We start from the raw sequence: 13,141 nt of genomic DNA, 5'->3' as shown, positions 1-13,141 counted from the left end.
AAAGAGTGGTGAATAATAAAATTGAACAAAGTTGTTGCATCTGAGGAAAAGGATGTGGTATATTACTTTCTGTACTTAATGACCGAAACGTTCAAATAGTCATTTTGGGAGTGAGATCATGAGTGTTGATAGGAGACAAATGATTTTAGATGGAGCAACAAAGGCATTTACCCAGTTCGGGTATAAAGCCACGACAATGGACCTTGTAGCAAAGCTTGCCAACGTTGGAAAAGGAACGATTTATACTTTTTTCAAAAACAAAGAAGAGCTGTTCGATGAAATTTTCACATCACTGTTAATGGAGATGAGGAAAATTGCAGATGAAGCAATAGATGAGAAGAATAGTTTCTCAGAAAACCTTCATTTAGCACTCTTTGCAATATTAGAATTTCGAAAAAACCACCAGCTTACAATTAAAATCTTTCAGGAAAATGCGGAGCTTGGCACATCAGCAGTGAAAGAAATGATTGAAAAAATGGAGCAGATGATCATTCGCTATATTAAAACAAAAGTAAAAGAAGCGATTGAAAAAGGCGACATTAAGCCCTGTGATCCTGAATTGACGGCATTTGTGATGGTGAAACTATATATTGCACTTATTTTTGACTGGGAAAAGCGATATGAGCCTTTAACAAAAGAAGAGGTCGCTGAATCGCTCGAGCTTTATGTACTAAAAGGACTGTCTGCAACAACATAATTTTTTTGAGTTCAAATGACCGAATTCTTAATTTAGTCATTCATCAATGGGAGGAAAACAGCAATGAATTTAATTCGGAATCAATGGAAAGACATTGTGACGAGCAAAAAACTACTGATCCCGATTTTAGCTGTCTTATTTATTCCACTGATTTATAGTGGTGTATTTTTAAAAGCTTACTGGGACCCATATGGTACAGTTGATCAATTACCTGTAGCGGTTGTCAACTTAGATGAAGGCAGTCATTATGACGGCAAAACCCTTCAAGTGGGCGATGATTTAGTGAAGGAATTGAAGAAAAACGATAGTTTTAAATGGCATTTTGTTGATAGTGAAGAAAAGGCCATCAAGGGGTTAAATAACGAAGACTATTATCTCGTCGTCGAGATTCCGAAAGATTTCTCGAAAAATGCGAGTACAGTACTAGACAAACATCCGAAAAAATCGAATCTGAAATATTATACGAATCCAGGCGCAAACTATGCTGCGTCTCAAATTGCGAATAACGCCATTATCAAATTAAAAGATTCGGTTTCAAAGGAAGTCACAGAAAATTATGCAGAGGTCATCTTTGATAACTTCAAAACGATTGCAAAAGGATTAGATCAAGCAAGCGATGGAGCGAAGAAAATTGATGACGGAACAAAAAGCGCAAAAGACGGTAGCCAAAAGTTAAAAGACAATTTGGCGAAATTGGCAGAAGGAACGTTAACGTATAGCGAAGGTGTTCATCAGTTTGCAGGAAAAATGGGTGAACTGAACACTGGAATTCAATCTCTTGATAGCGGTCTTGGTCAGCTCTTAACAGGCTATCAAACGATTGATCAGAAATTTGGTGAGCTTGGCACAGGCATTGATACATTGACCGAAGGGTTAAACACAAGCCGTGAAGGACATGAGCAGCTTTCTTCTAAAATGCCGCAATTCACAGCAGGCATTGAGCAGCTGAACAATAAAGCACAGTCATTTTCAGAAAAAATCGCTGCTGTGGAGAAAGTATTGTCTTCACCTGAATTAGCGAATCTTGAAAAGATGGCACCTAAGATTGATCAGGTGAAAGAAGATGCAAAAACGTTCAGTACCAAACTTGCTTCTTTAAAAGAAGCATTATCTAATCGAGATGCAAAAGTAAAAAGTATTATTCAAAACAGCTCGATGACAGATGAAGAGAAAAAGGCGGCAATGGATCAGCTAGACAGTCTTCCTACAATCGAACTGCCTGATTTGTCTGGGCTTGAGCAAAGCTTAGCGGCGCTGCAGGAACTGCCTGACGCAAGTGAAGTTCAGTCTGCGGTTGCATCTGCAAAAGCACAGCTACAGCAAGTCAAGCAGCTGCCAGAGAAAACAGAACAGCTGTATACATCGACAGTAGCCATACAAAATGCGATTGATCAAATGACATCCGGTACGAATAAATTGTATCAAGGTGCACTGAAGCTTCAAACGGGCCAAGGGAAATTACAAGATGGCCTGCAAACAGCAAATGGAAAGCTTGATACAGCGAAAAGTGGTGCGGATAAACTGGCAAATGGTTCAAGCCAGCTTAGTGCAGCATTGAATAAACTAGAAAGTGGATCAGCGAGTATCCAAAGCAACTCATCTAAACTGGCTGAAGGGTCAAAATCCCTTGATAAAGGATTAGGTGACTTAAAAAGTGGAACTGGAAAGCTTTCTGATAAGCTAAAAAGCGCTGCAGATGAAACAGGAGACATTGATGCGGGGCAGGACAATTACAATATGATTGCAAGCCCAGTCAAAACAGAGAATGATACAGCGAAAAAAATTGATAACTATGGAACAGGGCTCACACCATATATTTTATCAATGGGACTCTTTGTTGGAGCTCTTATGCTGACTGTTGTATTCCCAATGAAAGATCCTGCAGGACGACCTAGAAATGCGTTTGAATGGTTTGTCAGCAAATATAGTGTGCTTCTCTTAGTCGGTATCTTGCAGGCAGTGATTGCAAGCTCCATGCTAATCTTTGGACTTGGACTTGAAGTGGAAAGCCTCTGGCGCTTCTATCTCTTTGCAATCATCGTCAGTCTGACATTCCTAGCGATCATTCAGCTTCTTGCGACGACGATGGGGAACCCAGGACGCTTTATTGCCGTCATTATCTTGGTTCTTCAGCTTGCAGCAAGTGCGGGTACATTCCCGCTTGAGCTTGTACCAAAATTCTTCCAAGTTATTCACAGTCTGCTTCCAATGACGTATACCATCAACGGATTTAGAACGATCATTGCAAGCGGTGATAACAGTTATTTATGGCACCAAGCAGCGATTCTTGGAACAGTAGCCATCATCATGATGGCTGCAACAACAGCATACTTTGCTTGGAACATAAGAAAAATGAAACAAGAAGAAGCTTAATCAAAAAAACCTTTCTCTTTCATGAGAAAGGTTTTTCTATTAGAAATTAGACATCAGGAACCCGAAGCGATATATTTTAAGAAGGATGCTGAAAAAAGGCATGCTTGGAAAGAATTTCTTTTAGATGAAGGAGGATATGCCGAATGACAACGGAAGTAAATGAAACGATTCAGCTTATTCAAAAGCTTGTGTCGATCCCAAGTCCATCAGGAAATACAGAGAAAGTGATTGGCTTTGTCGAACGTTTTTTACAAGATTTAAATATTGAAACGAAGCGAAATCGAAAAGGCGGATTAATTGCCACCCTAAAAGGAACAGATGACAAGGAACACCGCATGCTGACAGCACATGTCGATACGCTCGGTGCGATGGTCAAAGAAATTAAATCAAATGGCCGGCTGCGTCTTGCACTCATTGGAGGCTTTCAATATAACTCGATAGAAGGCGAGTATTGTGAAATTGAAACAGTAACAGGCCGTACATACACAGGTACCATTCTGATGCATCAAACGTCCGTTCACGTATATGAGGATGCTGGAAAAGCGAAGCGAAATCAAGAAAATATGGAGATTCGCTTAGATGAGAAAGTGAAAAATGCAGACGATGTGCAAGCACTCGGCATTCAAGTAGGAGACTTTATCTCATTTGATCCTAGAGTGGAAGTGACATCTTCAGGTTTTATTAAATCAAGACACCTTGATGATAAGGCAAGTGTGGCGTTGTTGCTGAGATTGATTCACCGCATTCAAACAGAGAACATCACATTGCCGCATACGACACATTTCTTAATTTCAAATAATGAAGAAATCGGATACGGTGGGAACTCGAATATCCCGGAAGAAACGGTGGAATATTTGGCTGTTGATATGGGAGCCATCGGTGACGGTCAATCAACTGATGAATACAGTGTGTCAATATGTGTGAAGGATTCTAGCGGCCCTTATCACTATGGTCTGCGCAAACATTTAGCAGCATTAGCTGAGGCAAATAAGATCGATTACCGCCTTGATATATACCCTTATTATGGTTCAGATGCGTCAGCAGCGATTCGAGCAGGGCATGATATCATTCATGGACTGATTGGACCTGGCATTGACTCTTCGCATGCCTTTGAAAGAACCCATGAAGACTCATTGATTCATACAGCCAATCTACTGTACCACTATGTTCAAAGCAAATTAATCACAGTATAAAAAAAGAACCCCGATCGCGGGGTTCTTTTTGATTAGCTTGAAAGTTGTGTTGGCTCAGGTACATCTTGTCCAGTCATCACGCGGTGTCCTTTTTCAGGGTCATATTGCCCTTCCCATTTAGACATCACGACAGCTGCAAGTGCATTACCTGTTAAGTTGACAACGGTTCTTGCCATATCCATGATACGATCAACACCTGCAATAAAGGCTAGACCTTCAGCAGGAACACCGATCGTTCCAAGTGTTGCAAGTAATACAACAAAGGATGTACCAGGAACGGCAGCCATTCCTTTTGATGTCACCATCAATACAAGGATTAGTGTGAGTTGCTGTACGATCGTGAGGTCAATGCCATATACCTGCGCTAAGAAAAGCGCCGCAATGGCTTGATACAAGACGGAGCCGTCCAGATTAAACGTATAACCAATTGGGATAACAAAAGAAACAATTCCTTTTGGACACCCGATGCGCTCCATTTTATCCATGACTCTCGGTAAAACTGTTTCAGAGCTGGATGTACTAAAGGCGAGAAGCATTTCGTCTTTCATGTAAGCAAGAAATCTGAAAATATTGACGCCAATCATCTTTCCAATAATTCCGAATACAACGATAAGGAAGAGAGCGAGCGCAAAATAAACAAGACCTACGAGCTTACCTAATGAAACAAGAGATTCAAGACCAAATTTTGATACTGTCACACCAATGAGCGCGAATACACCAAATGGTGCAGCTTTCATCACAACATTGACGACATGGAACATCGCATGTGACACACCTTCAAAGAAGGCGAGCACTGGTTTGCCGCGTTCACCAATCGCTGAAACGCCAAGTGCGAATAATACAGTGAAGAAAATAATCGCAAGCAAATCACCTTCCGCCAATGATTGGAAGAAGTTCGTCGGAACGATATGAAGGAACGTATCAGCAACTGATTTACTGCTTTGTTCTTTTTCCGTTTCAACATACTGGCTAATATCCTGTTTTTCTGTATGTCCAAAGTCAACGCCTGCACCTGGTTGAACAAAGTTTGCAAGCACAAGACCAAGGATGATCGCAAACGTTGTGATAATTTCAAAATAAAGAATGGTTCTAAAACCAAGCTTCCCTACTTTTTTTCCATCACCCGCACCTGCAACACCTAAAATTAAGCTAGATACGACAATCGGAATGACAATCATCTTAATGAGTCGTAAGAAGAAGTCTCCAATTGGTTTTAAATATGTCTCAACACCAGGGTTACCGAAAAAGATCGCACCAACCACGACACCGAGAATAAGACCGATTAGGATTTGAGTAGCTAATCCAAATTTTAATTTTTTCATAGATTTCCTCCCTAACATATTCATTAAAGGAATATTCCCATTATATTAAGTTTTAATATATGAATTAAAGTATAACTAAAATTAAAGAGGTTCGTCCACGATTAAATTATATTAAGAAAATACAAAATTATTTGAAAAAATGGACACTTCGAACCCCCTTCGTTGTTTTAAGTCAATAAAAAGTGCCTTCCGAACTAAAAGTCATCATATGAAAATACTAAAAAACCCTTTTGTACCAAGGGTTTTACCTTTTTACCTATTTTTCAGAAAAAATAAAAAGCACTTTTGACTCCAACTGACGATGGAGGAAAAAAGTGCTTTTTTATTCTATTTATTTCCTTATTTAAGATAACTTACTTGTGAGCATTCCTCACATTCATTACCGTAACACTCGTGCTGTTCCATTAAATCATTTCCACATTTTGTGCATTTTTTTGAAGGCAAATTTCTAAAAAACTCAGTGATTTTTCCAAGCATTTGTCATCCTCCAATACGTTTTATTGTTATCATTGTATTATAACAGATTGATAATTGTCAATCTGTTTTGTAACAATAGGCAAGAAGAATGCTTTTTTTATGAAAAATGGGTATATTGTAAGAAGGGGATTTTTTGAAAAGGAGGAAATATGACGATGAAATTAACCGTGATTGGCTGCTACGGAGGATTTCCAGCAGCAGGTGAAGCCACATCAGGTTATCTTTTTGAATCAGATGGTTTTCGTCTGCTTGTTGACTGCGGGAGCGGAGTTCTGTCAAAGCTTCAGCAATACATTGATATAGAAGAACTAGATGCTGTACTCCTTTCTCATTATCATCACGATCATATTGCAGATATCGGACCTCTCCAATATGCGAAGCTAGTGGGTTATCATTTAGGAAAAAGCAGTGGTCCGCTGACGATCTACGGACATACCGGGGATCAAGCAGCATTTCAGCGGCTCTCTGATGATGTACATACAAAGACAAAACCTTATCACCCGGAAGAGGGCATTCAAATTGGACCATTTCAAATTGATTTTTTGAAAACGGTTCATCCGGCAGAATGCTATGCGATGAGAATTCAAGCAAATGAGGCTGTGGTGGTGTATACAGCTGATTCCAGCTATCAAGATGCATTTATCCCTTTTAGCAAGGATGCAGACTTACTTATTGCCGAAAGCAACTTTTACGCCGGACAAGACGGATCGGGTGCAGGACATATGAACAGCACTGAAGTAGGGAAGCTGGCAAGTGAAGCAAATGTTGGAGAGCTCATCATCACCCATCTGCCTCATTTCGGCCGGCATAAAGACCTAGTCAATGAAGCACAGGCGTTATATACTGGCAATATACAGCTTGCCCAATCAGGGCTTAGATGGAACAAGGAAGGAAGATAGAGATGCTGTTTATCGATAACGAGCAACATTATGACCCAATGATTAATTTAGCAATTGAAGAGTATTGCTTAAAATATTTAGATCCAGAAGAAACGTATTTGCTGTTTTACATCAACCAGCCATCCATTATTATTGGAAAGAACCAAAATACAATAGAAGAAATCAATACAAAGTATGTGGAAGACAATGGCATCAAAGTCGTTCGCAGGTTATCTGGCGGTGGTGCAGTTTACCATGACAAAGGAAACTTGAACTTCAGTTTTATTACAAAAGACGATGGGGACAGCTTTCATAACTTTAAAAAATTTACCGAGCCAGTCATCAAAGCGCTTGAAAAGCTTGGCGTCAAAGCGGAATTAAGCGGCAGAAATGACATCATGGCAGATGGGCGTAAAATTTCGGGGAATGCTCAATTTGCTACACGAGGACGTATCTTCAGTCATGGCACCCTATTATTTGATTCAGAAATCGAACATGTTGTCTCGGCATTAAATGTGAAGAAAGAAAAGATCGAATCAAAAGGTATCAAATCCATTAGAAGCAGGGTTGCGAATATTAGTGAACTGATGGATCAAAAGATGACAACAGAAGAATTTAGAAAAATTCTTTTAAGCTATATTTTTGACACGAACGGAGACGTGCCTGAGTATCGGCTGACAGAAAAGGATTGGGAGAAGATTCATGAGATTTCTCGTGATCGATACCAAAAATGGGAATGGAACTACGGCCGTTCACCTAAGTTTAACTTGCAGCACTCTAAGCGTTTTCCAGCTGGATCGATTGATCTTCGATTAGAAGTGAAAAAAGGCATCATTCAAGACTGCAAAATTTTTGGTGACTTCTTCGGTGTAGGGGATATTGCTGATATTGAGAAACGACTCATCGGGCAGCAATATGATCGCAAAACCATTAGTGATGTATTAGAAGACATGGATATGCGCCATTATTTTGGTAACGTATCAAAAGAAGATTTTCTGGATTTGATTTATTAAGCAAGGACAAGCACGGCTAGAGATAGCGGTGCTTTTTCTAATGAAAGAGATGAAAGCGGTTTACATTTGATCTTGTGAATTTTTTCGATTGTCTATTATAATAGAAAGGAGGAATGTTTGGTCATAAAATGAATGGCTATTCATTCATTGATGAAGTATAAGGGGTGGGAGAATGGATTTGATCAAAAATCTTGAGCAGACTGCGATGACCAAGGGAGAGAACGTCGCACTGATCTTTGAAGGGAACAAGTGGACCTATCAAGAACTGATGACAAGTATCGAACGTTTTGCAGATGGTTTAGTGAGCGAAGGGTTTCAAGCGGGAGATCATATCGCGCTGATTTTAGGAAATTCATCGCATTTTGTGATTTCATTTTTTGGTGCATTAAAGGCAGGACTTGTTGTTGTACCTGTCAATCCAACATATACGCCAAGTGAAATCGGCTATATGCTGGTCACTGGTGATGTAAAAGGGATTGTTGCACCGGATCAGCTTCTGCCGATATACGAGCAGGTGTATGAACAGCTTCCAGCTATTGAACGAGTCATTATTTGTGCACAAAATGAATCTGCGTGCAGGTCAAGTTTAAAAGAAGTATCTGATCGTCTTGTTTTCTTCGGAAAGCTTGTGTCTGGAGATGCGCCGGAAACTGAGCATCCTTCCATACAACCTGACGATACGGCCGTTATTTTATTTACATCTGGCACAACAGGAAAACCAAAAGGGGCAATGCTCACTCATGTTAACCTATATTCAAATGCAAGAGACATTGCGGAGTACCTGTCAATTGATGAAAAGGACAAGGTGATTGCTGCTTTGCCGATGTTCCATGTGTTTTGTTTGACCGTCTGTATGAATGCCCCTTTGATTCATGGAGCGACCATCTATGTCCTGCCGCATTTCAGCCCATCAGAGCTTTTACGAATGATGGAGAAAGAAAAACCAACGCTATTTGTTGGTGTTCCAACCATGTATAACTATTTATATCGTCAGGACGGTCATGAGGAAGCGATGAAGTCGGTGAGGATTTGTATATCAGGCGGTGCGTCCATGCCTGTTGCTTTACTTCACGGTTTTGAAGAAAAGTTCGGTGTCACGGTGCTAGAGGGCTATGGATTGTCAGAGGCTTCCCCAGTGACGGCATTCAATCCCCTTGATGGAAAAAGAAAACCAGGTTCAGTCGGAACTGATATTATGAATGTGAAAAATAAGATCGTGAATGAACTTGGAGAGGAAGTTGGACCAAACGAAGTCGGAGAATTGATTGCAAAAGGGCCAAACATTATGAAAGGCTATTATCAAATGCCAGAAGACACAGAAGCAGCACTGAAAGATGGCTGGCTGTACACAGGAGATTTGGCGAGAAGAGATGAAGACGGATATATTTATATCGTCGATCGAAAAAAGGACATGATTCTCGTTGGCGGGTATAATGTCTATCCAAGAGAAGTAGAAGAAGTGCTTTATCAACATGAAGCTGTAGCAGAAGCCGTTGTCATCGGTGTGCCCGATCCAAACACAGGAGAGGCTGTTGTCTGCTACATTTCCCCTAAGAAACATGCTCACATCAATCAAGAAGACATCATCACACATTGTTCACGCTATTTGGCGAAATATAAGCAGCCCCAAACGATCCATTTCATTGATGATATTCCAAAAAACACGACTGGTAAAATTTTAAGAAGAGCGCTAAAGGATAAGTACCAAGCAGAAACAAGTAAATAAAAAAAGAGTCTCTTCTTATGAGGAGGCTCCTTTTTGAATCGCTTCTTGTACCTGTTTTCGAAAGGAATTTGACTGTTTTTGATTTAATTCATAATAGGTGCCGTCTACTAAAAAAACAACTTGAGAGCGGTTGGTCCATAGCTGAAAAGAAGTGCCATTTGTCCGTCCGAACATGACCTTGGCGATATAATCTGGCTTCTTTACATTCTTTTTGAGATGGCTGCTTGTTTGTTTCCCTTTGTTTAATTGTTCAATTAGATCCTCAGTTGTATCTTTATCATCTATTTCATAAGAAATGGACTGGTTCGTCGGTGAAAGCAATAATTTCTCTGCTCGATTTTCATCGAAGATGTCACTTGTCCGGCTGAACACATAAAAGAAGGTAATCAGTAAAAGCCCAAAGATCACAATTCCTGCAAGGATTTTCTTCATGATGAACCTCCAACTCACTTTTTTATGGTTAGTTTCTCCGATTTTTGAACAGCATAATCATTTTTTTCACTCAAGCTTTTTCAGATAGGGCATGCTATGATGGAGCCACATGAGACAGGTTCTAAACAAAAACGTGCGTGATTACAATAGAGAGAGAAATGGAAAGGAGGCTGACCAGTGCGAGTACGCAAATGGGTAGCTCTTGCAACGGTAGCATACATATTGTACGGTCTTTTTATTTATTCTTACTTATTTCTAATGGGGGATTCATCTGTCCCTGACAGTGTGAAAGGGACAAGTGCAGACCCGCATACATTTATGACAAGCCATGAGCTTTTGGTCAGTGGAAATTACTCGAACATTCGTAACCTGTTGTACTTTATGACAATTCCTTTAGATTGGTATGTCTTTTTCCTTTTGCTCATTTCAGGGTTTTCAAGGAAATTAGCAGATTGGAGCCTGGCAGCAGCTCGTTTTCACCTTGTGAGCAAACTTGTGTATGTGTTTGTGCTGTCACTTTTGACGATGCTGATCACATTGCCGGTCAAGTGGGTGGGCTACCAGTTGTCCTTGTACTACGGTGTTTCAGCACAAAGCACGGCAAGTTGGCTAAAAGACCAAACGCTTGATTTTTGGATTCAATATCCACTGCTTGTTCTATGCGCCATTGTGTTCTTTTGGCTCATTCAAAAGAAAAGGAAATATTGGTGGCTGTATGCTTGGTGTTTAACCGTTCCAGTTACACTGTTTCTCTTCTTTATACAGCCGGTCGTTATTGATCCACTCTACAATGATTTTTACCCATTGAAGGATCAAGCTCTTGAGAAAAAGATATTAACTCTTGCAGAGAAAGCACACATTCCAGCAGATCATGTATATGAAGTCAACATGTCAGAGAAAACAAATACGATGAATGCTTACGTCACAGGAATTGGTGAAAATAAGCGTATTGTTTTGTGGGATACGACACTTCAAAAGCTGAAAGACCGTGAAATCTTATTTATCATGGCGCATGAGATGGGACATTACGTGATGAAGCATGTGTATATCGGTTTAGCAGGATATTTAGTGCTGTCTCTGGTTGGATTTTTTGCCATTGACCGTTTTTATTTTTCCCTTTACCAAAAAGGCGCTTCTTCATTTCGTCTGAAGGCACCACATGACGTTGCTGCTCTTCCACTTCTGTTGATCATTGTATCTATGCTGTCATTTGTTGCTTCTCCTTTTACAAATGCTGTGTCAAGGCATCAAGAACGTGCAGCTGATGAATACGCCGTGAACTTGACGAAAGATGGAGAGGCGGGGGTGACGTCATTTCAAAAGCTTGCAAAATCAGGGCTTTCCCAAGTCAATCCGCCACTTTTAGTGAAAATCTTCCGCTATGGACACCCGACGATGATGGAGAGAATCATCGATATGGAAAAAGCCTCAAAAAAAGAGGAAACATCGAAAAAGCAATAAATAAAAAATCCGGCTCAGTTCGCCGGATTTTTTTGTCACACTTATTTTAGTTAGAAGCCGCTTGAACGTTAATTAATCCTTTTCCATAATAGAACGAATTACCAAGCGGTGTTGCCGTATTTTCTAAGCGCTGACGAACCTGAGACGTTGATAGATTCGGATACTTAGAAAGGATAAGCGCTGCTGCTCCTGCTACATGAGGAGATGCCATTGATGTTCCCGTATAAGACGTATATCCACTGCTTGGTACTGTACTTAAAATCGATGTACCAGGTGCAGAAACATCTAATTCAGGACCTGCGCTAGAAGACGAGTTTCTGACATTGTTGCTGTTCACGTTGGCAACAGCAATTGTAGAGTCGTATTTTGCAGGATAGCCTACGGTGCTAGTAGAGCCAATTGAACCTGAATTCCCTGCTGCGGCAACGACAACTACTCCGCGGTTATTCGCTGTGTCTACAGCATTTTTAAGCGCTGTGGAGCCGTTTGGTCCGCCTAAGCTCATATTGATGACATCCATGTTATTGGCAACAGCCCATTCAATACCGCTGATAATCCAGCTGTATTGTCCATCTCCGTTTCGATCTAACACTTTAACGGCATACAAGGAGGCGCTTGGCGCAACCCCAAGAACACCAATCGTGTTATCAAGGGCAGCAATGGTTCCGGCTACGTGAGTTCCGTGTGATTGAAAGTCTTGTGTGGCATTTGGCTCTGAAGGGACGAAGCTAGCACCGCCTGCAACATTTAAGTCAGGGTGTGCGGCGTGGATTCCAGTATCAAGGACAGCTACTTTGACGTTAGCACCTTTATAACCTTGAGCGTGTACGGCTGGAGCTTTGATTTGAGGGATACCATAAGGGACGGTTTGGGCATATGCTTCTGCTTTGTGGTCTTCTTCTACATAAGCAATGCTAGGGTCGTGTTCAAGTTTTTTTGCGGCTTGTTCAGACATCTTCACTTGTGCAGCATTAATGAGGCGGTATTGTTTTTCTAATTTCCCACCATTTTGTGTCACTGCTTGTCTCTTAGAGCTGTTTGTGGTGGCAGAAGCTTTAAAGCCAACGATATAGCTTTTTTCGCTTTCTGACTTTGAGGCAGTCTCGGCATTTGCCATCGAGCCTCCAAACCCTGCTGAAAACAGAAGAGGGACAGCCAATAAAACACTTGTCATCACATTTTTCTTTTTCACGCACATTCCACATCCCTTTTTCTTATTTCAGAATAATCATCCGTAGTCTATTAGAATGATCCGTTTGATTATTCTGTATTTTCAGTTTAATAGAGATAGGCAAATAAGAGTAGGCCCGAATTTTTGTGGAAGTCCTAGCGAAAAATAGGGAATTAAGTCGCTTGGAAATGATGGTAAAATATGTTTATTCTATATTTCCAACGGTTTCCTATTAAAAAGGAATCGTGCTTTTTTTCTCATGATCCATTTGAGGATAAACATTCGATACCCGAAATGCCATAAAATAGGTAGAAAAGGCTATCATCTATTTCGAATTTCGATATAAAAAAATATTATTTTATCATTGTTTTTGACATGAAAAAGAACCTGCTATGAAA

11 protein-coding genes are annotated in these 13,141 nt (G+C 40.4%); 7 read left to right on the top strand and 4 right to left on the bottom strand.

The window, feature by feature from the left end; genetic code table 11:
• The first annotated feature begins 118 nt into the window (after nt 1-118).
• The 3 genes from M2369_RS15200 (at nt 119) to M2369_RS15190 (ending at nt 4,263) form a co-directional block, all read left to right on the top strand.
• Complete coding sequence (locus M2369_RS15200) at nt 119-697, top strand: TetR/AcrR family transcriptional regulator (protein ID WP_007497184.1); 579 nt, start codon at nt 119-121, stop codon at nt 695-697.
• A gap of 63 nt (nt 698-760) precedes the next feature.
• A complete protein-coding gene (locus M2369_RS15195) occupies nt 761-3,070 on the top strand; it encodes a YhgE/Pip domain-containing protein (RefSeq protein WP_039167547.1) in 2,310 nt (769 codons plus the stop codon).
• A gap of 143 nt (nt 3,071-3,213) precedes the next feature.
• Nucleotides 3,214-4,263 (top strand): M42 family metallopeptidase, encoded by a 1,050-nt coding sequence (locus M2369_RS15190; RefSeq protein ID WP_024720001.1) that lies wholly within the window; start codon nt 3,214-3,216, stop codon nt 4,261-4,263.
• Between the two features lie 32 nt (nt 4,264-4,295).
• Here M2369_RS15190 and M2369_RS15185 read toward each other — a convergent pair whose 3' ends face one another.
• Entirely contained in the window at nt 4,296-5,585 is a 1,290-nt protein-coding gene (locus M2369_RS15185; RefSeq protein WP_008348850.1) for a glutamate/proton symporter GltT, read from the bottom strand.
• 339 nt (nt 5,586-5,924) lie between these two features.
• Entirely contained in the window at nt 5,925-6,062 is a 138-nt protein-coding gene (gene yhfH, locus M2369_RS15180) for a protein YhfH (protein ID WP_008359029.1), read from the bottom strand.
• Between the two features lie 155 nt (nt 6,063-6,217).
• Here yhfH and M2369_RS15175 point away from each other — a divergent pair, with 155 nt between their 5' ends.
• The 3 genes from M2369_RS15175 (at nt 6,218) to M2369_RS15165 (ending at nt 9,679) form a co-directional block, all read left to right on the top strand.
• Nucleotides 6,218-6,961: an MBL fold metallo-hydrolase gene (locus M2369_RS15175; protein WP_039167545.1), complete on the top strand. Its 744-nt coding sequence runs from the start codon at nt 6,218-6,220 to the stop codon at nt 6,959-6,961.
• A gap of 2 nt (nt 6,962-6,963) precedes the next feature.
• Nucleotides 6,964-7,953, top strand: coding sequence for a lipoate--protein ligase (lplA, locus tag M2369_RS15170; protein WP_041507504.1), 990 nt, complete (start codon nt 6,964-6,966; stop codon nt 7,951-7,953).
• A 172-nt stretch (nt 7,954-8,125) separates the two neighbouring features.
• Entirely contained in the window at nt 8,126-9,679 is a 1,554-nt protein-coding gene (locus tag M2369_RS15165) for a fatty acid--CoA ligase family protein (protein WP_041507503.1), read from the top strand.
• A gap of 15 nt (nt 9,680-9,694) precedes the next feature.
• Here M2369_RS15165 and M2369_RS15160 read toward each other — a convergent pair whose 3' ends face one another.
• Nucleotides 9,695-10,111 (bottom strand): YhfM domain-containing protein, encoded by a 417-nt coding sequence (locus tag M2369_RS15160; protein ID WP_007497192.1) that lies wholly within the window; start codon nt 10,109-10,111, stop codon nt 9,695-9,697.
• Nucleotides 10,112-10,288: 177 nt separating this feature from the next.
• Here M2369_RS15160 and M2369_RS15155 point away from each other — a divergent pair, with 177 nt between their 5' ends.
• On the top strand, nt 10,289-11,572 hold the full coding sequence (locus M2369_RS15155; RefSeq protein WP_041507502.1) for a M48 family metallopeptidase: 1,284 nt from the start codon (nt 10,289-10,291) through the stop codon (nt 11,570-11,572).
• 46 nt (nt 11,573-11,618) lie between these two features.
• On the opposite strand, the gene M2369_RS15150 is transcribed toward M2369_RS15155, so the two are convergent.
• A complete protein-coding gene (locus M2369_RS15150) occupies nt 11,619-12,764 on the bottom strand; it encodes a serine alkaline protease SapB (RefSeq protein ID WP_041507592.1) in 1,146 nt (381 codons plus the stop codon).
• Nucleotides 12,765-13,141 lie beyond the last annotated feature (377 nt).

Origin of the sequence: Bacillus sp. JUb11 (assembly GCF_024807925.1) — a bacterium.
Taxonomy (GTDB): domain Bacteria; phylum Bacillota; class Bacilli; order Bacillales; family Bacillaceae; genus Bacillus; species Bacillus altitudinis.
This window is presented reverse-complemented; position numbering and strand designations above follow the sequence as displayed.

Bases quoted from the DNA above. Each gene is read 5' to 3' on its own strand.
- M2369_RS15200 (WP_007497184.1), top strand. From the start codon at position 119: ATGAGTGTTGATAGGAGACAAATGATTTTAGATGGAGCAACAAAGGCA.
- M2369_RS15195 (WP_039167547.1), top strand. From the start codon at position 761: ATGAATTTAATTCGGAATCAATGGAAAGACATTGTGACGAGCAAAAAA.
- M2369_RS15190 (WP_024720001.1), top strand. From the start codon at position 3,214: ATGACAACGGAAGTAAATGAAACGATTCAGCTTATTCAAAAGCTTGTG.
- M2369_RS15185 (WP_008348850.1), bottom strand. From the start codon at position 5,585: ATGAAAAAATTAAAATTTGGATTAGCTACTCAAATCCTAATCGGTCTT.
- yhfH (WP_008359029.1), bottom strand. From the start codon at position 6,062: ATGCTTGGAAAAATCACTGAGTTTTTTAGAAATTTGCCTTCAAAAAAA.
- M2369_RS15175 (WP_039167545.1), top strand. From the start codon at position 6,218: ATGAAATTAACCGTGATTGGCTGCTACGGAGGATTTCCAGCAGCAGGT.
- lplA (WP_041507504.1), top strand. From the start codon at position 6,964: ATGCTGTTTATCGATAACGAGCAACATTATGACCCAATGATTAATTTA.
- M2369_RS15165 (WP_041507503.1), top strand. From the start codon at position 8,126: ATGGATTTGATCAAAAATCTTGAGCAGACTGCGATGACCAAGGGAGAG.
- M2369_RS15160 (WP_007497192.1), bottom strand. From the start codon at position 10,111: ATGAAGAAAATCCTTGCAGGAATTGTGATCTTTGGGCTTTTACTGATT.